At 54.0% G+C, this 21478-nt stretch carries 18 protein-coding genes; 2 read left to right on the forward strand and 16 right to left on the reverse strand.

The annotated features are described in order from the left end of the window. Positions 1-21 precede the first annotated feature (21 nt). The 16 genes from HRF49_02670 to HRF49_02745 form a co-directional block, all read right to left on the reverse strand. Positions 22-798, reverse strand: a complete 777-nt coding sequence (locus HRF49_02670; protein MEP0813554.1) for a DUF108 domain-containing protein — start codon at positions 796-798, stop codon at positions 22-24. Between the two features lie 125 nt (positions 799-923). Continuing rightward, on the reverse strand, positions 924-1982 hold the full coding sequence (locus HRF49_02675; protein ID MEP0813555.1) for a flagellar basal body P-ring protein FlgI: 1059 nt from the start codon (positions 1980-1982) through the stop codon (positions 924-926). 16 nt (positions 1983-1998) lie between these two features. Then, positions 1999-2631, reverse strand: coding sequence for a flagellar basal body L-ring protein FlgH (locus HRF49_02680; protein MEP0813556.1), 633 nt, complete (start codon positions 2629-2631; stop codon positions 1999-2001). A 15-nt stretch (positions 2632-2646) separates the two neighbouring features. After that, positions 2647-3615 carry a flagellar basal body P-ring formation protein FlgA gene (gene flgA, locus HRF49_02685; GenBank protein MEP0813557.1) on the reverse strand — a complete coding sequence of 323 codons (969 nt, stop codon included), beginning with the start codon at positions 3613-3615 and terminating at the stop codon, positions 2647-2649. Positions 3616-3622: 7 nt separating this feature from the next. Further along, positions 3623-4411: a flagellar basal-body rod protein FlgG gene (gene flgG, locus HRF49_02690; GenBank protein MEP0813558.1), complete on the reverse strand. Its 789-nt coding sequence runs from the start codon at positions 4409-4411 to the stop codon at positions 3623-3625. Positions 4412-4525: 114 nt separating this feature from the next. Then, positions 4526-5290 carry a flagellar hook-basal body protein gene (locus HRF49_02695; GenBank protein ID MEP0813559.1) on the reverse strand — a complete coding sequence of 255 codons (765 nt, stop codon included), beginning with the start codon at positions 5288-5290 and terminating at the stop codon, positions 4526-4528. Between the two features lie 51 nt (positions 5291-5341). Beyond that, complete coding sequence (locus HRF49_02700) at positions 5342-5737, reverse strand: carboxypeptidase regulatory-like domain-containing protein (protein ID MEP0813560.1); 396 nt, start codon at positions 5735-5737, stop codon at positions 5342-5344. 17 nt (positions 5738-5754) lie between these two features. Continuing rightward, the gene (locus HRF49_02705) at positions 5755-6828 is read right to left on the reverse strand and encodes a phosphoribosylformylglycinamidine cyclo-ligase (GenBank protein ID MEP0813561.1); all 1074 of its coding nucleotides are present in this window, start codon (positions 6826-6828) and stop codon (positions 5755-5757) included. A 37-nt stretch (positions 6829-6865) separates the two neighbouring features. Further along, positions 6866-8113, reverse strand: coding sequence for a VanW family protein (locus HRF49_02710; protein MEP0813562.1), 1248 nt, complete (start codon positions 8111-8113; stop codon positions 6866-6868). Between the two features lie 35 nt (positions 8114-8148). Beyond that, positions 8149-9858, reverse strand: a complete 1710-nt coding sequence (locus HRF49_02715) for a GAF domain-containing protein (protein ID MEP0813563.1) — start codon at positions 9856-9858, stop codon at positions 8149-8151. Then, the gene (locus HRF49_02720) at positions 9859-10332 is read right to left on the reverse strand and encodes a dTDP-4-dehydrorhamnose 3,5-epimerase family protein (protein ID MEP0813564.1); all 474 of its coding nucleotides are present in this window, start codon (positions 10330-10332) and stop codon (positions 9859-9861) included. Positions 10333-10378: 46 nt separating this feature from the next. Further along, positions 10379-11215 carry a CPBP family intramembrane metalloprotease gene (locus tag HRF49_02725; GenBank protein ID MEP0813565.1) on the reverse strand — a complete coding sequence of 279 codons (837 nt, stop codon included), beginning with the start codon at positions 11213-11215 and terminating at the stop codon, positions 10379-10381. After that, on the reverse strand, positions 11212-13029 hold the full coding sequence (locus HRF49_02730; GenBank protein MEP0813566.1) for a redoxin domain-containing protein: 1818 nt from the start codon (positions 13027-13029) through the stop codon (positions 11212-11214). Before HRF49_02730 ends, HRF49_02725 begins: the two co-directional genes overlap by 4 nt. A 40-nt stretch (positions 13030-13069) precedes the next feature. Then, positions 13070-15226 carry an adenylate/guanylate cyclase domain-containing protein gene (locus tag HRF49_02735; GenBank protein MEP0813567.1) on the reverse strand — a complete coding sequence of 719 codons (2157 nt, stop codon included), beginning with the start codon at positions 15224-15226 and terminating at the stop codon, positions 13070-13072. 8 nt (positions 15227-15234) lie between these two features. Further along, positions 15235-17256 carry a FecR domain-containing protein gene (locus HRF49_02740; GenBank protein MEP0813568.1) on the reverse strand — a complete coding sequence of 674 codons (2022 nt, stop codon included), beginning with the start codon at positions 17254-17256 and terminating at the stop codon, positions 15235-15237. A gap of 12 nt (positions 17257-17268) precedes the next feature. After that, complete coding sequence (locus HRF49_02745) at positions 17269-19074, reverse strand: hypothetical protein (GenBank protein ID MEP0813569.1); 1806 nt, start codon at positions 19072-19074, stop codon at positions 17269-17271. Positions 19075-19301: 227 nt separating this feature from the next. Here HRF49_02745 and HRF49_02750 point away from each other — a divergent pair, with 227 nt between their 5' ends. Together HRF49_02750 and wecB are read left to right on the forward strand one after the other, a co-directional pair. After that, complete coding sequence (locus HRF49_02750) at positions 19302-20315, forward strand: undecaprenyl/decaprenyl-phosphate alpha-N-acetylglucosaminyl 1-phosphate transferase (GenBank protein ID MEP0813570.1); 1014 nt, start codon at positions 19302-19304, stop codon at positions 20313-20315. Beyond that, positions 20315-21472: a UDP-N-acetylglucosamine 2-epimerase (non-hydrolyzing) gene (wecB, locus tag HRF49_02755; GenBank protein ID MEP0813571.1), complete on the forward strand. Its 1158-nt coding sequence runs from the start codon at positions 20315-20317 to the stop codon at positions 21470-21472. The genes HRF49_02750 and wecB overlap by 1 nt, the downstream gene beginning before the upstream one ends. Positions 21473-21478 lie beyond the last annotated feature (6 nt).

Below are 21478 nucleotides of genomic sequence, written 5' to 3' on the forward strand. Positions count from 1 at the left end.
AGGTTAAATCGCGGCCAAAAATTATGTTCCAGTGACGAATCCAGCGGCGAGCTTGCGAAGTGTCGCAATCGCGCTTTTGGCGGCAAGCAAACTTGTCCGCGGCACTTCAGGGTGCGGCTCGTTTTCAAGCGTTATCGTCACCTTTCCGGCACCGCCTTCCACTTCCACTTGATGTGTATTCACCAAAACAGCCGGGTCGCTAACAATTTTAACGGTCAAAGGCACATTGCTTCCCAAAGCAAGAAAGAGCGTCATCGCCACGTTAATATTCTTTGGAAACGCCTTGATGGCTTCGGACGCAGAACCTTCAAACACAACAGCCGCTTCCTTATCGCTTCTTCCAAGTGATTTGGGGGGTTTGGTCGTGGTCAAAGTCGCGCAAAATACCCCCGACTCACGCATCGCAAGGATTGCATCCAATCCGCCGATAGCTCCGCTGGGAACCGCAATGCGAAGACCGCCCACTTCGGCGTATCTAAGCTCATCGTTGGATATTTGCGCAAGTCCGCCCACGCTCATAATGACGGCTGTTCGCGGCCTGTCGGTTTCAACACAGGCTGCAGTGCCGGCCGCAACTACATCCTTGACAGCATCTGAAGAGGCGCATTCCAAAATGTAGTCACATTCCGCGACCAGATCTTCAAGCGCCAACACAAACGGAGGCGAATCCGCGAAAGTCCCATGGGCCGACCAGGATGACCCGGCGCTTTCGCGCAACTCAACCGCCTTTGACGGGACTATATCGCAAAGCGCATAAAGCGAAAGCGGCAAATCGCCCAGCGCAGCTGCGTATGCCACATCGCGGCCGATCGCGCCGCATCCGACAATACCAAGCCTGTTGCCGCCCACGCGCTGATTATACCTTTAATTAGCCGGTACGATTATTCCGCCCCAACAAGTGCAAACCTTTACGGAAAGACGGATTAAATAACTTCCAGAACTCCCTCAAGAGCGCCTGCCGCAGCCATCGCTTCGAATATCGCGACAATGTCTTGTGGTTTTGCACCCAGGGCATTCAGTCCAGCAACAACATCGCCTGCATTAACACGTATCAACGCTTCGCTCCGTCTTTCGCTGCCGGAGCCTGCATCAACATCCCCGTCGTTGCCCACGCTGATCGACAGCGAGCCGTGTGCGACTGCGACAGGCTTAATTCCCACATCCCCTCCCATTACTATGGTTCCTGTGCGTTGGTTAATAACAACTTTTGCAACCGCGTCTGTCTCGATGTCCAGCGATTCGAGGACTGACACGAATGGAACCAGATCGTTCGCGAAAGCAGCCGGCACGCGCACGGCAATAGTTCCTCCATCAAGCGCGGAAGCGGAATCCCGACCGAGCAGCTCTTCTATTCTCAAAGCGATATTTTGGGCGGTTGTAAAGTCCGGTTGGTGAAGGTTGTACCTGATAGTGCCGTCCTCTTTGAGTACCGTTGAAGGTACCTCCCGTTCGACAATCGCACCACCGACAACACGGCCCACCGTCGTGTTCCGCTTCTGCCTTCCACCCGCTTCTCCGGCTCCTCCTCCGATAAAATCGCCCAGGCTGACCGGCCCCTGTGCTACGGCGTAAATTTCGCCATCATCGGCAGTCAATATCGTCCTGTAAAGAATCCCTCCTTCAAGACTTTTCGCCGAGCCGATCGAGGAAACGGTAACGTCCAACTTGTCCCCGCCTCTGTAATACGCCGGAAAGTCCGCGGTCACTGCAACAGCAGCAAAATTTTTCACTTTTATACTTGCCGGATCAACCTGAAAGCCAAACTGCGACAGCATCCCCGCGATAGCCGCCGCCGTGTAAACGGCGGACTTGGGATCGTCGCCGGTTCCAGCGAGGCCGCCCACCAGCCCAAAACCGATCAACCTGTTTATCCTGACGCCGTCGAGGGAAGCAATGTCTTTAAGCCGCGCCGCTTCCGCCTGATTTGAGGCGAAAAACAGCGCAAAAAACAATGCGGCCGACGCTATGTATCTGAAAGTCATGTAAATCCGCTCCTTTCTAGAACAGAATGTCGAATACGCGGCTGATGAATCCCGGCTTCATCTTTTTCGACAGAGCGCCTTCACCGACATATTCCACGCGGGTATCCGCAAGCCGGTTGGACGGTATCGTGTTGTCCTGGTCTATGTCCTGCGGGCGCACTACTCCGGAAATCACGAGAATCTGCGTTTCGTGGTTGACCTTGACTTCCTTGCGCCCTTCGACGACAAGGTTCCCATCCTCAAGCACATCCACGACCAGCACGCTGACCGTAGCCGAAAGCTTCCCCTTGCGGTCTGTATCACCTTTTCCGTCGTATTCATTCTTCGTATTCTGCGAAAGCTTGCCATTGAGCCCGATCAATCGCCAGAGCGGGCTAAGCACCGCATCGAGAATGCCCGTATTGGTGAAATCCACGTCGGTTTTGTGTTCGCCGGAAAGCCCCGTCGTTGTTTCGGTTTGGGCCAGAGCGGTCTCATCGATCTTGACCAGAATAATGTCGCCTGGACGGTATTTCTTCGGCTTGCGGTGGTATAAATCCACCGCGGACGAATCCGCGGGGAAAAGCGAATCCGCGCGGCCGGGAATTCCCCCGAACACAATCGCAAAAAACAACATCGCGATCGCAGTTTTAACGGCGTATTTGTTCATTTTCACTCCGTAACGCTAGGCATCATCATCAAAAGTCACTAACACAAAACCAGAAGCTGCAAGAATGCCGCGAAGCGACCGCCCGGTACTGCCGATCCGGACAAGGATGCGGTCGCCAAGGTAGCCAGATTCCATCGCCGTTCCTTCAGTCTCGATGTCCACGGCTCCCCGTGAAATCCGAACGGAAACAGAATCACCTTGGCACACGTCGAATGGCTTTAAAAGCGAATCCGGTGAAATTTCCTCGCCCGCGCCTATCGTTCTTTTCGCCTCCAGCCCTATGCATTCCGCAATTGTGGACACCACGGGACGCCCCGGAGGCAATGTGCGCACCTCGCAATCGATCATTCCCGGAGCAATCTCCGCGCCGCGCGGGATCGTTTCGAGCGCCAACACAATCGGTACTTTAAACGCAGCGTACCGTGAAAGCGGATGCTGCCCGACAAGGCTGCCGTCCGCACAAATTAGTATAGAGATTGGCAATGCGCCTTCCCGCCCGGAAGGATAGGAAAGCTTCAGTTCCACTTCGCCTTGCCTTACCTGCAGGTCAGGTAATTTTGTCTTCCAAACAACCTTCGCGCTTTCGCCAAACCGGGACTTGATTTCAGATTCAAGAAATTCGGCAACTGACTTTCCGGAAATCGAGGTCCCTGCCCTTTTGATTAAGACGGAATCTGCTCCGGTAACCGAGTATTCGCTTTCTGCGTATCCGGCAAAATTCAATCTGGAGATGAGGTCCGTCCGCCTATAAAGGAATTCGCGGCCGAGGGCCGGCGCAATTCCCAGCCTCAAGTCTTTGATTTCATCCAGCCTGTCTTGAGGCGCATCAATCTCCGCAATTTCGGAAAGCTCGATATATGGCCCTTCAATAACCGCTTCCCGATGAAGGTGGATGATGATGCCCGCGGCGGCCGCAGGCAAGGCGCAGTGAGCAGCAAGCACTGCCGCAAGAACACCCGCAATCATCCCGAATTTGACTTTCATCGAACTGTTACCGCTTCAGATTGGCCGCGATACCCAAAATTTCGTCCGACGTTTGAATCGTCTTGGAGTTGGTTTCGAACGCGCGCTGTGCGATGATGAGCTGTATAAGTTCGTCCACCATGCTCACGTTGCTCTGCTCCAAGAAATATTGCCTTGTCGTACCGAATCCCTCTTCGCCCGGCACGCCGTCCGTCGGAGCACCGCTGGCGGCGGTTTCACGGAACATGTTGCTGCCGACCGCCTGCAATCCCGCAGGGTTGACGAACCTCGAAAGCGTGATTTGTCCAACCTGCGAAAGCTCCGTTTCACCCGGCAACTGCACCCATACGGTGCCGTCGGTTTGAATCGTTACCGAAATGGCGTCCGCGGGGAAAGTAATTGCGGGATCCAAGATATATCCGCTGTTATTGACCAGATTGCCCTCGCCGTCCAGCGTCAGCGCGCCGTCGCGGGAATAACCTATGGTTCCGTCGGGAAGCGTGAAACGGAAGAATCCATCGCCCTCGATCGTTAGATCCAAGGTACGCCCTGTTTCGATGTAGGAACCCTGCGTAAAGTCCTTTTTCGTAGCGGCGATGCGCGACCCGAGACCGATTTCAAGGCCGGTCGGGAGCACTGCCGCTCCTCCGGCCTGCGACCCGGCGACGCGAAGCACCTGGTAAATCAAATCCTGGAACTCCGCCCTGTCCTTCTTGAATCCGACCGTGTTGACGTTGGCGATATTGTTCGCCGTGACGTCGGTCATCGTTTGCTGGGCCTTAAGGCCCGTTGCACCTGTGTAAAGCGCGCGAAGCATACCGGCTCCTTTTTCCGGCGGGCGATTTGCGGGAATCAATCGGTCATCCCGCGAGGCCTCCGCGCTCGCGCGCAGTCCAGCCCAGTACCCGCCTTAATTCAAAATTTCAAACCACTATCCGACAACTCCGGCCGTGTTCACTGCGCGTTCCAGCGTGGAATCCACAGCTTGGATCGCGGTCGCGCCCGCCTCGAACGCCCGATGGCTTTCGATGAGCGCGATAAGCGAGTCGATCGCGTTTGCGTTGCTCATTTCAAGCGCGCCGGGCTCGATTTTTGAAGCGACCTGCGTACCAGGCCGGTCGGCGGCAAACAGATTGTGTCCAATCCTGCGCAAGCCTTGCGGGTCGTCAAACTCTACAATCGAAAGCGAGTCCAGCAATTCGCCTCCCGAGAAAACCGACCCGTCAGAAGAAATTTGCGCGGACGCACCGGCGGGAATGGCAATCGGCCCGGCTTGTCCCAAAACCCGCATGCCATCGTCCGTGCTTAGAAATCCTTCGGAATCGACGGCAAAGGATCCATTTCGGGTGAATCGAACCGTTCCGTCCGCCGCAAGAATCGAGAAAAAGCCATTTCCCGTGATCGCCGCGTCCAAAGGATTGCCGGTGAACGCGGTGCTCCCATTCGAATGGTCGGTAACAGTTTCGAATGCGATTACTCCGTTTGTCTCGTAACCGATAGCAGCCGAACCAAAACCTCGGCCTGATTCGGGAAAACCCGGAATACGGCTAATCGGCACTTCCGGCGCGGCGATGGCCCGCACCAATTCCGCCTTGAATCCTGTCGTGTTGACGTTTGCCAGATTGTGCGCGGACACATCGAGCTTGCGCTCGGTGGCAAGCATTCCGGATGCAATCGTGTAAAGGCCGCGAACCACTCATGCGAGTTATCGGCAGCTGGAACGGAGCCTTGAGATGAAACCGGGATGTTACTTGAGGACCACGGTGGGCTCGCGCTTTTTGTTCGTATCAATACGAATTGCCAAATTCAGTGTGCGGCCGGATTGCAAATTGTAAGTTTCTTCCTTTACCGGAACAAATTCCTCACCGTTGGGACCTTGCACGTAGATGTTGTATTTCCCAGGATCAAGTTTTGAAAAGTAAAAGTGCCCGTTCTCGTCGCTGGTTTGCGAGTCTTTGATTTTTCCGGTATCGGCAAATACCAAAATAATGGTTCTGTAGGCTTCGGGATTGCCGGACGTATCCACAACATCGCCCGCAATGTTGCCCGTAATGCCGGTAGCTTTTGAAAGCGCGTCGCATCCTGCCAACGAAAAAATTCCGCTGGCAAGGAATGCAAGAAATACCAAAGTAAAGTGCTTCATGAATTCACCTCTTAAAGTCATACCAATTGTACACCAGGGACGCGGCAAACGCGCCCAATTGGCCTTGCGCCGGGCGAAATCGAGTCCAGCAGCTCAATGCAGCGCGCGCACAGCCGGGACTCCACAACCACCGCAAGGCCAATCCCCATGTTGAAAGTTCGAAACATCTCCCGTTGCTCAACCGGTCCGGACTCCGAAATGATGTGGAAAACAGCCAGTTTTGGCAGAGATCCAGTTTCAATTACCGCTCCCAAACCTTTCGGCATCACTCGAGGAAGGTTATCCAGCAGTCCGCCTCCCGAAATATGCGCCATGGCTTTGGCAAATCCCGATTCCAGCAGCGCCTTGGCCTCGGCGGCATATATTCTGCATGGCCGCGTGACCTCCACCTCCGGCGAGCAGCCCAGCTCGCCGCTTACTTCGCTCCATGCTCCCTCGAACAATCTATCCAAAACCTTCCGTGCGAGAGAAAAGCCGTTGCAATGCAGTCCGGACGACGGAATCCCGATTATCGTGTCACCTTCCGCCACTTGCGAAGAGGGCAGCATTCTTTCCCTTGAAACAACACCCACACCAAATCCGGCAAGGTCGTATTCTCCTTCGCGATAGGTGTCTCGCATTTCTGCAATCTCGCCACCGATTAAGGAGCATCCCGATATAAGGCAACCCTCGGACATTCCCGCAACCAGCTCCTCAATCACTGCCGGCTCGACTCGATTGCAGGCAATGTAATCCAGGAAAAAAAGCGGCTCCGCACCCGCACAAATTATGTCGTTGATACAGGTCGCCACCAGGTCGACTCCTGCTTTTCGGTGCGTTCCAAACCGATAATGGTATTTCAGCTTGGTTCCGACGCCATCCGTACTGGAAATCAATACGGGATCTTCGATTCCCTGGAATTTGGCCGAAAATGCCGCCCCGAAAAGCCCTACATCCGTTAAAACTTCAGGCCGGAATGTCGAGCGGGCATGCCGTGCAAGCCGGGCGATCGCCTCGTCCTGTGCGGCAATGCTCACGCCCGCATCAGCATAAGTCAAACCGGTTTCGTTGGACGAATCTGGCATAAGTATTTGGAGCGGCGATTCTAACATCAATTGCAAGTCCGCCGAAGCATTATGAATTGTAATGCTAGCCGCCGGCATCCTCGGTTGGTGGAGGCGGATCAACTTCCCCCGGAGGATCGTCCACGGGAGGCGGAGATGGAGGCGGCGCGGGAGAGGGAGGTGGTTCCGGTGAGGGTGCAGGAGACGATTCGGGCGGTTTTATCTCCCATTCCTCGCCGGCCTTCGGTGGTTTTGCCTGCTCTTCGGGTTTTTTCTGTTCCGGCTTTGGTTTGGGTCTCAGCGGCGGCGCGGTCTTTCCCATTTGAGCCCGGGTCAGCGCAAGCTGCTGTTCTGTTATAAGGTTTCGCGCCCCCGGCTTGGCGAATACCTTGAATGTAATCGAATCTTCATCTACCGACGAAGTGATGAGCACGGGGCTGTCGTAAGTATTGACAAACTTCAAATCCCGATGCGGATACGCGACCGTGGCGTCCCTGTTCCAACCGATGTAATGAACGGCCAGTCCGTGAGGCCACCGCTCGACAACCGCCATCCCCGCTTCCAAACATGCCGCATTGTAAAGTGTTGTCGACACCTGGCAAGAGCCGCCCCCAACGCCGGGCACCAACTCCTGATTTTCAATCACCGGCGCGGATTTGTAACCCGTGCTGTACGTCCTGTCGCCCGTTGTCGCATTAAACGACAGCTCCTCGCCGGGCATCAGGATTTTTCCGTTGAAAAAACTTGCGCATAGGGCGATGTTGTAATTACGGTTGAATTGCCACTTCGGAAACTTCGTTGTATATTCCCCAACGGGTGTCTCCGAAAAACCTCCGATATCGGCGGCTTCCATTTGCGCCGGAATCGAGTCAAAAACGGCCGGGGCCATCTCATCACAGGGCGCTCGCGATAGCATTGCCTCGCACGAACGAATGGTTTCGTCTACGTTCAAGCGCATTCCCGGAACTTCAGGAAGTACCGAAAGATCCAACAGGTTCAGCATCGCGTCACGCGGCTCGCGATTTACAAGGGTGGCAAGAAATTCGATCTGGCGTCGAAGCATTTGTTCGTCGAATTCGGCGACCGGCCTTGAGCCCTGCCAGAAATATGAAAGCCCTATTTCGCCGGGATAGATTACAAACGGATCGCCATGCACGCTGACAACTAAAGGCGCCGGCTCGGGCTCGGCTATCGCAATGCCGGCTATTTTCAAAACGTCTTGGGGTATCAAAAGGTAGTCACGCGATCCAGTTAGGATAACGGCCGCGAAAACCAAAGCCGCAATCGCGGCCTTGACCGTTAATCCAATAACTTTCGAAGCGCCGACCCGCATCAGCAAAAGTATACCAGCGTCAGGCCGGATAATGCCTAGCCGCGCCGGACGCCTTTGGTCCAGCCGCTTTCCTTTTCGAACAGCTTGACGTTCCAGTCGTTCTTTTCAAGCCAGCTTCTGAGCGCCGCCACGATGTCCGCCTGCAAATGTTTTCCTTTGCGAGTTCCGTATCTTTCGTCCACATGGGGAATGGTCATCTGCTCGCATATCTCGATTGCCTTGCGCGGAGGCAACCCCAGCTTGTAAGGACGATTTTGAATCAAGGCATGAAATACATCCGCCACCGCGATAATACGGCCTCCGTACGGAATTTCCTCTCCTTTCAACCGGTGCGGGTAGCCGCTTCCATCAATTGCCTCATGATGCGTCGCGGCGATGAAAGGCACGTCCTGCAATTCCTTCGCCCAGCGGATGTCCTTTAGAATCGTCTCGGTTTTTTCCACATGAAAATTCATCAGATATACTTCGCACGGAAGAAGCTTCGCCGGCTTGCATAACACCGCGTCGGGAACGGCGATCTTTCCGTAATCATGAAGCGTCGCAGCGATCCTGATTTTCTCCACGAACGCGGGATCGAGCCCAAGTTCCTTGGCTATCACGACACTTGCGCCAGTCACGTACATCGAGTGGTCCGACGTAGTCGGATCCTTAGCGTCAACGCTAGCCGCGAGCACTTCGATGAAGCTTGAAAACTGCTTCTTTTGCTCTTCATACAGCTTTGCATTTTCAATCGCAACCGCGGCAAAGCTGCCGAGCGTGCGCAAAATTCGTTCGTCGTTTGCAGTAAAGCGTTTGGCTGTCTGTTTGTTTAATACCTGAAATACACCGATGATTTTGCCCTGGCGGTCGAACATGGGCGCGCAGAGGACGCTTTTTGTGCGATAGCCGCTTTTTTCATCCCAACTGCGGTCAAAATAATCGAGTTCGTATGCATCTTCGACGTTTATGACCTGCTCCGTCTCGTAAACCCGCCCGGCAATTCCCTTGCCTTTGGGCAACTTGATTATTCCTATCTCATATCCTTGACCGAAAAGCGTGTATATAACCTCTTCATCATCGTCCACGACATAAACACTGGAACGCTCTGCTTCCAACAGTTCGCTTGTAGCAAGCCCGATTTCGGCCAGAAGCGGTTGTAGCTCAATCTTCGCCGCAATCTTGGTTCCAACATCCAAAATCAAATTGAAGCGTTCGGCGGATTCGGGTGCATCGGAAAGCCTTTGGTGGTCCGAGATTATTTCAGGAATGTGGTCTGTCAGCTTGCCCAATAACCGCTGCTCCACGGAACCAAAACGCATTTCGTCTTCGTACTCCAGAATTAACACGCCCGCGACCTGGTCCTGTTTGTTCTTGAGCGGGCAGGCAATGGCAAGCGGTTTCAAATGATAATCCTGCTTGATTATGTCGTCCAACCAGGGTTCGGGATGCGATGCCTTTACTGTTATTTGTTCGCCTGCAGCTGCCGCCCTGTCCGCAATACGTTTCCTGGCAGGAAAGTCTGGAGCGTCCTCGCGATCTGTTCCCGAAAAAGGCAGAAGCGCGCCGCTTTCCCTATCGACCACGTAAACATAAGGTTTGGAGCCGCTAAATATTTCATTGGCCGTATCCCGTAGTATGTCAATCGCAACCTTGAAAGTGCTGGCGGCATGCATCTTAAACAGGTCTTCCAGCAGTCTTTCGAGGCGCTCCGCCCAAACCTCAAGCCCGACCGATGAGACCGAATTCGATTTGGCTTTGACCGCCATCTAACCGTCCCTCCGGTCCCAATCATATGGAATATCGCAGCCGCGCGGCGCAACACGGAACTCATCTGGATCTTCGTAGTTGTACGCCTCAGTGGGAACGTTGATAAGTAGAGCCTCATGCTCGGAAATGGTCTTGAAGCCGTGAAATACGAGCGGAGGAATCACCAAAAGCGACGGATTATGCTCTCCCATAAAGAACTCGTTTATCGCCCCGAATGTTGGCGAGTCGGCCCTGGAATCGTAAAGTGCAACTTTCATCATTCCGTGAACAACGCAAAAATGGTCTGTTTGCCTCTTGTGGTAGTGCCATGCCTTGATTACGCCGGGATATCCGGTTGTCAAATAGACCTGGCCGAAGCGCGTGAAGTCCGGATCGTCAGATCGAAGGATTTCCATCAACCTTCCGCGCTCGTCCGGAATCACCTTTAGCTTTTTAAACACAACCCCGGTAATTAGGCCGCTGACCTGTCCCATAGAAGTTTTGATTATACACAATAGCCCGGGCCATGGCGCCATCAGACTAAAAATAAAGCCCTATGAAGAAATCCACCGATATGTGAAGGCAAACGGCCGGAAGCACGCTGCGGGCTTTCAGTGTCAGCCAACCGGCGGCGAGGCCGAAAATTGAAGCAAGAGCGATCCCGGCCGGCCCTGAAGGAGTGCCCTCAAAGTGTATTACCCCGAACAAAATGGATTGGTAAATAACCGCAAATCCACCGGGAAATACTCTGGCGAACGCGCCCAAGATTAGCGACCGGAACCATAGTTCCTCCATAGCGCCGTTGAAAAGCGAAAACACCGCCGCGAGAGCAATCGAAAAGGCGGGATCGGGAGACGCAAACGCGGTCATTTGCCGCCCGCTTGCGGAAAAGAAAATCGCCATCGCCCCCCATGATACAAAGGCGAATCCCGCCGCGTATATCCATGAAGCCCTCCAAGCGGGCCGTCCAATAAACAAATCCGCATGTTTGAAACCTGATTTGTTGAGATACAGCCATTCAGCGGTAATTCCGGTGTAATTGGCAATGTAATATACAATCGATGGAGACAACAGAGCGGGAGCCGCGACCAAAGAGATGAACAACCACGATGCAATGGGCGGAATCATCAAAAACGCGAAAACCGCGCCGACTGCTTTTCCCGACCCGTCGTGTCCGCACAACCTGGAAAATACGATCACCAACACCAACAATCCGCCTGCGGCAAGCTGGTATCCGGAAAAAACCCTCGGCGCCGGATCGAATTCGAACAGTAGAACGATGATTGGCAGAAACGCCAAAAAGAAAACAAAAAACGCGGGCAGGCGCGCCTCTTTGAAGGCCGGCTGCTTCGAATCTTGTTCGCCTGGCTTGCTCAAGCGCTTCCGCCCGAAACTTCGGAGCCTGAGGCCTTTCCGGATTCGGGCGTGACGGCACCGCTTGCTAAAAACGGATCCGGTAATCCCGGCGATTTGGACTCCACTCCCCAAAAAACGTAACCCATCGATCCTTCAGGCTTGGGAATTTCCACCGTAGTTTCGATTTCACCGTCGGTATCGGCAAACTCGCTACCAGCCGTGAAAATCCGGCGTTTCTCGCTCCAGCCCAACGGTACGAGAAACGTAACATTGCATTTAATTTCGCCCTGCGAGTCGGATTTGGCATTTATGGAAAGCACATCATTGGCCGCCTCCGCCGATAGGCTTATACCCGAAATCGAACCTCCGGTTTCGAGGTAGGCCTCGCAGTATCTCATTGGATCTTCGCCGCGCAAATCGTGGTAAAGAATTTTTCCATCCGGCGAAATCACCCAAGTGTTTGGTATATACTCTACCGCGTAGTCCAGAGATGCCTGCTGGCTCCAACCTTCCCCCGAGTACAGGACCGGATACGTGATCCCGTTTTCGGAAATGAGCTTGCCCAGCGCATCTTCGGCGCCCTCATCGTCCAAGCTTATGCTTAAAACAGCAAACTTGTCTCCTCGAAGCGCCCTGTCGAGCGCGACCACATTTGGCAATTCTTGAATGCACGGACCGCACCAGCTTGCCCAAAAATCCAGAAATACGAGCTTTCCGCGATAATCCGCCAACGTTATCTGTTTGCCAGATATCAAATCTTTGCCCGAAAACGCGGGGGCATCCTGGCCAGCCTTTTCCATATAGCCCCCCGGGCCGTTCGATGCGAATGGCAAGGCCGCCTCAAGCAGCGCTTTCACATCTTCGACGAAGGGGGAAATCGCATCCTGCGGAAGGTCGGCAAGGTCTCCGAGCGCCCCTTCGAACGGATAATTTGAATGCGATGCAATGCAGGCTGCCGCCGCATCCACATAAGTCAGCCACGACTCGGCGTATTGGCCGAGCCGCAGCGATGCCAACGCTGCGTTGAAGTGTGCGTAATGAGCTTCGCGATCCGCCGCGTATGCCTGCATGCTGTATACGCGTGCACGCTCAAATTCTCCGTCCTCGTATTTCATCCAGCCAAGCTGCCCCGAATAATTCGAGTTTTTCGGCGCAAGCGCGACCAGCTTGGTCAGGATTTCAATCTTTTTCTTTCTGTCTTCCTCGACTGTCAGCAATCCTTCCAAAGGTTTAACGTTTTGCGCGTCGAGCAAACAGGCTTTGTTGAAATAATCCTTGGCGAGTTCTATTTCATTCGTGTATCTCGCGAACCATAATCCCGCTGCGACAAGCGCATCGACGTCTTCCGGATGCTCAAGCGCAAGCATCCTCATTGCTTCCGCTGCATCGTCAAAGCGGTTCATTTTTTGCAAAATTCGCGCGCGCTGCTTTAGCACGGATTGATGCTTGGAAATATCTTGGTCAAGAGCATCCAAATATTCAATCGCCTTTTCCCCGCCTTCCTCCCTTTCAAGGATTTGAACGTAAAAAGCATGCGCGTCGCCGCTTCCCGGCGAAAGCTCCAGGGCTTGTTTAGCCAGTTCTTTCGCTCTGTCGTAGTTTTTCTCCTCCCAAGCCTTCGCCCCCTCCTCCAGAACGCCCTGGGCCAGCTTTTCGTTTCGTTTTGCGGGCGAATATCTCTCGGCCAGTCCGCCGCTGATACTGCTCCAGTATTCGCCCGGAGTAACGTCGAACTTGGCCGCCGAGTACATGAAATATAAATACGCGCCTCCGACAACCAGTACGACGAGCGAAATCACCCTGAAAAAAGAACCAAAAACGTCGCGTCCGCGCATACCGGGCTCCTTTTACCTCATACAGATTTTAACAGACATCCTAAACCAGATCCGTGAGTCCCGGCAAATCCGGATCGTCCACCGCGTATACATGCTCCTCCCGCTCGCGTCCCTTCACCCTCATCCTTGCCAGAAACGTGCAGGGAAAGTGCCCGTCAACCTTTTGTTTCACTTCCTCGCTTATCACAACGGCTTTTTTGTATTCTTTCGTAGTTCCTTCGAGCCTGGATGCCAGGTTCACCGCATCTCCGATTATGCTGTAATCCGCCCTGCGCATGCTGCCAATGTTTCCCATAATTACTTCACCATAGTGAATACCCACTCCAATTAAAAATCTGGGGACGCCGATTTCGTCCATTCGCGGATGCACGTTTTCTTTCAGATTTCGAATCATTTCAAGGGCGCAACGCACTGCGTCGAGCGATGGATTTTCCCTGGGAACCGGCGCGCCGAACACCGCCATTATCCCGTCTCCCATAAACTTGTCCACGTACCCGCCATTTGCATCGATTATGTTCGATGTGCTCTCGAAATACTCGTTTAAAAACAGGAGCACGTCGGCAGGGTCCATTCTCTCGCTGATTGGGGAAAAATTCCTGATGTCGGAAAACAAAACCGCAACTTCGCGCCGAATACCGCTCATTTCTGCGAGTTCCGGATTGTCTATGATCTCGTTTACCACCGCTTCGCTGACGTAGCGCCCGAATGTACGGCGGATTTTGGCTTTGTCCTGTTCTTCGGAATAAAGTTTAAAAGTCAATACCAGTGTATACGAAAGCGGAAAACTGAACGATGAAAACGTGAACGCCAGCAGGATTCGCCAGAAAACGAACGCATAGACGATCGCAGTCGCGGATACGACCATGAACAGTATGGCAAGAAGCAGGCTCGTTGTTCTGCGCTTGATGTAAAAGGCGAAATAGCCCGCAACCAAGCTTCCCAAAAGAAACAGAACGAACGTAATCCACGCCGGAACTATGCGGATGTGCTCCCCCGTGAGGAAGGTCTGGAACGCCTGCGCGTTCGTTTCAACTCCCGCCATTTTATCGGAGAAAGGAGTGGCAAAAAAGTCGTTGTCCGCTTCCGAAAAAGAACCGACAAAAACGAAAGTCCCCTGTAAATCGGTAATCCTGGTTTGCGGAGATTGTTTTTGTTGCGGCAGCTCGTCCCCGACCATTCCAATCTCTCCGGAATCCTCGACAACGCCCGCGAGCTCTTCGCCGCCATCGCTATCGGATTCCGCCGCTACCGATTTGCCAACTGCTTCCCCGTCCTCTTCCGGCTCGTCCCAGCCTTCCTCGGAAACAAGGCCAAGGCGCTTTGCGGTTTCGCCTGTTTCCCACTCTTCATCGGCGCCCAGCATGGATTCACCGGTCAGAGGATTGACTCCTTCAGCAACTTCGGGAAACATCTGAAGAAACTGGATTGTCGCGATGTGCTTGTAGTTGCCGTTGAAGTAGTTCACGTACATGAATCCGAATCGGTCCACGCCGTGTTCTTCGGGAACAAACACCATTTTCTTTTCCAAAAGGTAAAGCCGGAACATCTCCGCGGCCTGTGAGTAATGAAACTGGTCCAATAGCTTTAAAACCGCAAGCTCCTTGTCCCGGTAAGCTCCCTTCCCTCTCTCGCCGCCCTTTATGGAAGTGTTGGCCAGTCCCAGCGTTACAGGAGCCGAAAGCAGAGTTTCGTTTGGCGTGATAAGCGTAGCTTGGCGGTATCCCGATGAGCTGCTAAAGGGAATCGCTGCGGATAAAACTACGTTCGTTCCCTTTGATTTCGCGTATTCAATCGCTTCCTTGAAAGCGAGGTCATCTTCCGGTCCGTACGAGCTTTCGAGGTCGAACAAGATATCGAAACAGACCGCCCTTACTCCTGCGTCGGCAAGTCTTTTCAATAGCTTGCCGTGTAGAGCGCGCGGAAATGGATAGTTTATTCCTACCCCTCCTAACTCACTGATGGAATTGTCGTCCATCGCGATGATGCGAATCAATGGATTGGGATCAAGCTCTCCGCGGGCCGCGAACCGAAGTTTAATTGTGCCGATTTCCAGTACGTCGTTGTACGGAATAAAACCGGCCATAATCAACGCGGCGAAAAAGCCCGCAATCGAAATTGCCGCGACATACATGGCCTCTTTTGACTTTGGATTCCTCCAAAAGCGAAGGAGGCCGAAAAACCTGGCTGGTTTTCCCACGGGAAGCTTCAAATCACCTCAATCTGGGCGTCTTCCCTGAATACCGAATATTCCTCGCCCGAGGGCGAAACAAGCGTCACTTCGAGCAAGTCAAGCAGCGAAATCGAGCCCTGTATGCCGGTTACCTGGAAGTCGAGTTCGCAAAGTACGCCGTTTCCGGTTACAAAGCCGACATCCCTGCTGACCTTACCCGATACCGACACTTCGCCGGGAGTGGTATCGCTGAAAAAGAGGGTGGAAGATTCCCAGAATGTGCTGGTGCGGCCGCGTTGGAATTCAAGAACACTTGGGTCGAATCTCAACCTAATCCTTGCTTCCGAGAGCGCTCCGTCAACTTCGACCAAAAGCTGGACGGACAGCGTATCGTCCGGTCTGACCATTGTGGCAAGGGGCACCACCCGCAGCGCGGCATTGCCGGCCTCCGCGATGACGATATCGAACGTCCGCGCGTTGCTTGTCAAAAGCCCTTCGTCGAAACCTCCTGCGCCGAAAAACGTCTGGTCAAGCTCGCCCGTGACGAACCAAGTGAAGGTTACGCGATCGGTATCCGCAAATAACTGCCCGAAATTGCCGCCCGCCCGATTCAACAGGTTGTCAATCGTCAGCGTTTCACTGTCCGAAAACATCGGCTGTGTGTAAACAAGCCCGCCCGCCTCTATAAACAACTTGTAGTCGCCGATTAAATCGGTTTCGGCGGGAATAAATCTGAACTCGATGGAATGGTCAGCCGGCCAGGTGAATACCTCCTCCTGCTCGGGCGAAACCGCCTTAATCAATCCATGCTCGGTATCGTTTATGTTCGGATCGAGTCCGAGCTCTAGTTCAAGAGGATCGGACAATCCGTCGTTATCGCTGTCAATCGCGCCGTCACGAATGGACAAGCCCGGATTCGGCTCCGGAATGAGCGGCTCAAGCTCGTCCATAATATCAGCCGGTTTGCCCAGGAACTGGCTGATTAGGAACGCCATCTCGTCCAGCATATCGCTGATTCGGCGCGACCGGAGGACGTGGCGAAGCATCGCATTGCCGAATGTATCCAGCGTTTCCGGTGCGAAGTCATTTTCCTCGCTTGAATCGCCGGGTCCCGCTGCGGCGTCTCCGGAGCTTTTCGCGTCTTTCCTTATCACGCCTTTTTCATCAACGAAATACTCTGAATTGCCGCCGCCCGATTTCAAATCGTCCGGCGCGTTATTTGCGAAGCTCGATATCGCCTCCGAAATTTTCTTGAGCCTGTCTCTGAAATCCGGAACGTTCCTGTAAATAAGCTCCATTCCGGGGAGATTGCCCTCGGTATAGAACTCCATGAAGTCGAGGTAGTTTTCCCTTACTTCCCGCTCGAGCCTTACCAAATCCGAGCCATAAGTTTGCAGCGCGGCAAAATACCTGCCGGTCTCCTCGTCCCCGGAAAAATCAAATTCGGAATCCGCCATCTCTTCGGTGTAATCCGACGGTTCCGGATCGCTCGGGGTGCCGCCCGGCTCGACGCGCGTTTCGAATCCCGGGGATACAATTACCGTTTCGCCGCCCGCGGAAACCTCGATGTCGCTTTCGAAAGCGACAAGCAAAAGCGCGCCTCCGAAGCTGATGAACTGCGCCCATTTGGACCCTCGCACAACGGCAAGCGCGCCCGGAGACTCGACCTCGAAGGTGGAGCCCGGAGAAAGCGCTTTTTCAAGGTTGAAAAGAAAACTTCCGGCAACAGTCTTTACCTTGCCTCCGCCTCCCGCGGACAGCTCCTTCAAATTGAGCTGGGAGTTTTCCTTGATGAGCACGACCGCGTCCCCGGGGAAAAGCAGCTGAACCTTGGAGTTTTTAAGCGTGCGGATGGAATCGCCGCCCTGGAGAACCATATCCGGCGCCGACTTAGTCCATTCCTTGGCCCCGGCTGTTTTTACCTCCACTTTGCCGGCTTGCCTGATCACCGTCACCGAAAACGCTTGAGCAATTGCGGCGCCAGCTAGCAGCAACAAAAGCACCGCAGCTGGAATCGAAACGAAGCTAAAATAATTAATCCGTTTTAATGACTTCATTGCCATCGCCCCTTAGTAATTGAACGCGAAGCGCGCCCAAATGAGCCAATCTTCGATGTCGTCCTGGTTCGCGAAATCCCGGAATAGGTAATCGGTGCCAAGGGAAAACCTGTAATTCGAGGACGGATAGTATGTTACCTCGGCTGCAAGCCGATCGGTCGTGTAAATGTTGGTCGAACTTGAATCGTTCTGATCTAGATCTTCCACCGAGCCTTGAAGCCTCAACCTCACGTTTTTCCAGTACTTGTTGTAGCTTCCCTGGACACCCGATACGACGAAATCACGCAATGGTGATGTATCGAAATTACGGTCAGTTCTGGTGTATTCAAGGCCGACGTTCGAGTAATCAGGGAAGCTGTACGTGAAGCCGGTTCTGAAACGGAATTGGTCGAAACTTGCGGCGTCGCTGATGTAATCGTACTCGTCGAAGGTGTTTTCGCAGTAAACGCGCAGCCTCGGACTAGCCCAATACTCCGCTTCACCGGAAAACATATTTTGCTCCAACTCGTATGGATCGTTTACGGTGAAATCCTTGTTTCTGGTCAGAGCCCGCAGCGTGAAATTCAAATCTGGATTGGGTTTAACGTAAACCCGCGCCTCGAACCTGTCCTCGTCGTAATCGTTCAGATTCCCGGGATTGCCGGAATCGTTCCGGTCGTTGCTGAGCGTGCGATAGCGCAAGTCGGTGCTCAAGTATTGATTCGCGTCCCATTTGAGGCCGATCTGGTATGCGCCTTCATCGTAAGAAAGCGACGGGCTGTCCTGGTAGTTTTTGTCGACGCTGTAAAAATCGTTGCGCAACTCGAATCCGGTGCCGGGGCGGGTCTCCCAGCCAATTCTAAAATTACGGTTGACATGGGACAAAAGCCCGCCGGTTCCGTAATCGAACTTGGAACGCTCCCATTCCGCGTCCGCGGTGTTCTGTTTGTTGATTTCGTGCCTGATGAAGCCGTTCAGCCTGTTGAACTTATAGCTTCGCGATTCCGATTGCTCGAACGTGCGGTCGTCCCATCTGCCGCGCAGCCGGAAGTAGCTGCCCCGCTTGCCAAAAGGCTGCTCCCAGTCGAATTCGTAGCGCCACTCGTGCCTGTCGAAAGCCGCGCTGCTAAGCCCCTCCACGTCCTGGTACTGCTCGAAAAACCTCACTTCGCCCGCCCCGACCGGAAATTCCTGCCTGGCCTGCGTCGTGTTTGTGGCCAGGTTGAGGAAGCGGTGCGAGTTTTCGTAGCGATGCGACACGTCGATCAAAGAACCGTCCGACCGCTTCCAGCTCGCGCCGATTTTGAAATCGGTCATGCTCTGGCTGCTGCCGTAAGCGTCGCCGTCCCCAAGCGCCGCCTCGCCGTAAAAGCCGAAGCGCCATTTGCCGGCCCCCTCTTTTGACCTTGACCGGTACGCGATCAACGCTTCCGACGCGGCCTCGCTGTATCCGTCGTAAACCAAGGCCAACTTGTCGGCCAGAAAAACGACTTCGGTTATCCGCTCCTGCTCGTTCGGGGAGAAGTCGTCGAACCGGTCCGCCCAAACGTCCAGCTTGGGATCGATCTCGACCAGGTAGCGGCCGATTCTGTCCAACAGGGCGACGAACTCCTCCACTGACGAAGCGTAATAGGCGTACGACTCAGTCGGGGCGCCCGCGTCAAGGCTTTCCTCAACGACATTCAGGGCCGCGGAAGCCTCCGCGAAACTCTGATCCAGCTCGCTCAGCAGGTCGGTCAGATTGTTGATATAAGGGGTAAATTCGTCCTGTACCTGGCCGTGCGCGGCCGACGCGAATGAAAACACAAACAACGTACCGATCACAAGGAAGCGCTTCATACCCATCTCCATTATGCGTCCGGATGGGCCGGACGAAAACCAAATCAGATAAAGCCTCACGATTCTATATGAATATTAACAGTATTGCAAACTGGAATTGGCCACAAAATCGGCGATATCCGCGCCCCGCAGCCCGAAGTTGCCTGCATGGGGGCAACAAAGGCTGCTTGGATAGTAATTCCGCTAAGGCCAACCAAACTGGCAAAGCCCGTGCCAACCGAGTATAATTGCTTCCCGATTCCATGCCGGAGTTGTTTTACATACTTCTGATTCCCCTTACGGGGCTGGCGGCCACACTTGCCGCGACTCCGGTTGTCATACGGCTGGCCGGAAGATACAACGCCTATGACACCGTAAACGAGCGCAAAGTGCACAGGCGCCCGGTCAGCAGGCTGGGTGGAATAGCGCTGTTTTGCGGGTTCTCGGTTTCGTTCGTCGTGTTGTCGGTGTTGACGATGTCCGACAGGATTTCGCTTGATTTCGATCCGAGCTTGTTGACAGCATTCTTCGCAGGCGCAGCGCTTTACTTCGGGCTGGGGCTTCTTGACGACTTTTTGGAACTGAATCCGAAGGTCAAATTCGCCTCTATGGTGGTCATCGCCCTTCTCGTGGCTTATATGGGCATCAAGATCGGCACACTTTTCGGTACTCTTGTCCTGCCTGCGTGGGTTGCCGTCGGATTCACGGTCTTCTGGCTGGTGGGCGTTGTCAATACGATCAACTTCATTGACGGGCTGGACGGGCTAGCATCGGGCATCAGTCTTTTCGCCGCCATTGCGTTTCTTGTAATTTCGGTTGTGAGAACGGACTGGGCATCTGCTCTGCTGTTGCTGGCGCTGTTGGGCGCGCTCATAGGTTTCCTTCCATACAACTTCTTCCCCGCGAAAATATTCCTCGGCGATTCGGGCGCATTGCTTCTCGGCTTTATATTGGCTGCAATCTCCGTCACGGGACTTTACAAGCAGATTACGGTTCTTACTTTGGCGATTCCGCTTGCAGCGCTCGCCCTTCCGATTGCGGACACGACATTCGCGATTGCGCGGCGCATAGCGCGCCACGTGCCGATTACCTCACCAGACCGCAGGCATATTCACCACCGGCTGCTTGCGATGTTCTGCCGTAATGCCTACGACGCGCAAAGTGCAATGGAAGGCCCCGCCCACCGCAGCGCAGTCATTGCCTGCTACGCGATCAGTCTCGTATTCGCCGGAATCGCCGTTTATCTCGGAATCTCCGGCTGATGGCCGCGACGGTGAAAATCGTTTCGGTCTTCGGCACCCGGCCTGAAGCCATCAAAATGGCCCCGGTCCTTCTAGAGCTTGCAAGGCGCAAAGGCGTTGAATCAAGGCTCGTCGTCACCGCGCAGCACAGGGAGATGCTGGACTCCGTCCTATCTCGTTTTGGACTCACACCCGACCTCGACCTGGACATTATGAAACGCGGCCAGTCGCTTGAGCACATCACAACCGCAGCGCTGGAAGGTCTGACCCGCTATTTCGAAGCCCAGAAGCCCGACGCGATTCTAGTGCACGGCGATACAACTACGACCTTCACCGCAGCACTCGCAGGATTCTACTTGGGAATTCCCGTAGGACATATCGAAGCAGGGCTGCGCACCGGCAACCGATTTCTACCATTTCCCGAAGAGATGAATCGGCGGCTTGCCGACGAACTATGCAGCATATTCCTCGCGCCGACCAACCGCGCAAGATGCAACTTGGAAGAACGCGGCATTTCCCCTTCGGACATTTTCGTAACCGGCAATACTGTGGTGGATGCGCTAGCGATGCTTCCCGATAACGAAATGCAGTTCGAAAACGAAGCAATCGCCGGCTTTTTGTCGCGACCCGATTTCAAAATCCTGTTTACGATGCACAGGCGAGAGTCCTGGGGCGAGCCGATGCGCGACGTATTCGCCGCGATCTGCTCTTACTTGTATTCAAATCCCGAAATCTCGCTTGTTTATCCCGTGCATCCCAATCCACAGGTATACGACGCGGCAAATGAAATCCTCGGCTCCTGCCCTTCTGTTACGCTAATTCCGCCGCTTGAATACTTCGACTTCCTGAGGCTGATGCGCAAATGCGATCTCGTGCTTTCCGACTCCGGCGGCGTTCAGGAAGAAGCCCCCAGCTTCGGAAAGTACGTGATCGTTATGCGCGATGCAACCGAGCGTCCGGAAGTCGTAGGGGCCGGTTTTGCCGAAGTCTGCGGAACCGACCCCGCAAGGATTTCCAGCGCGCTCGCCAGCGCGATTCCGCAGATTAAATCCGGATTAATCCCGCCGAAAGGCAAATCCAATCCGATTGGAGACGGAAAGGCTGCCAAGCGAACGGTTGATTTTTTATTGTTCAAGCTTTGCGGATCGCCCTTTCCTGAAGGTGAATTTCCCGGTTAGCGCTTT

Source organism: bacterium, from assembly GCA_039961635.1.
Classification (GTDB): domain Bacteria; phylum 4484-113; class 4484-113; order JAGGVC01; family JAGGVC01; genus JABRWB01.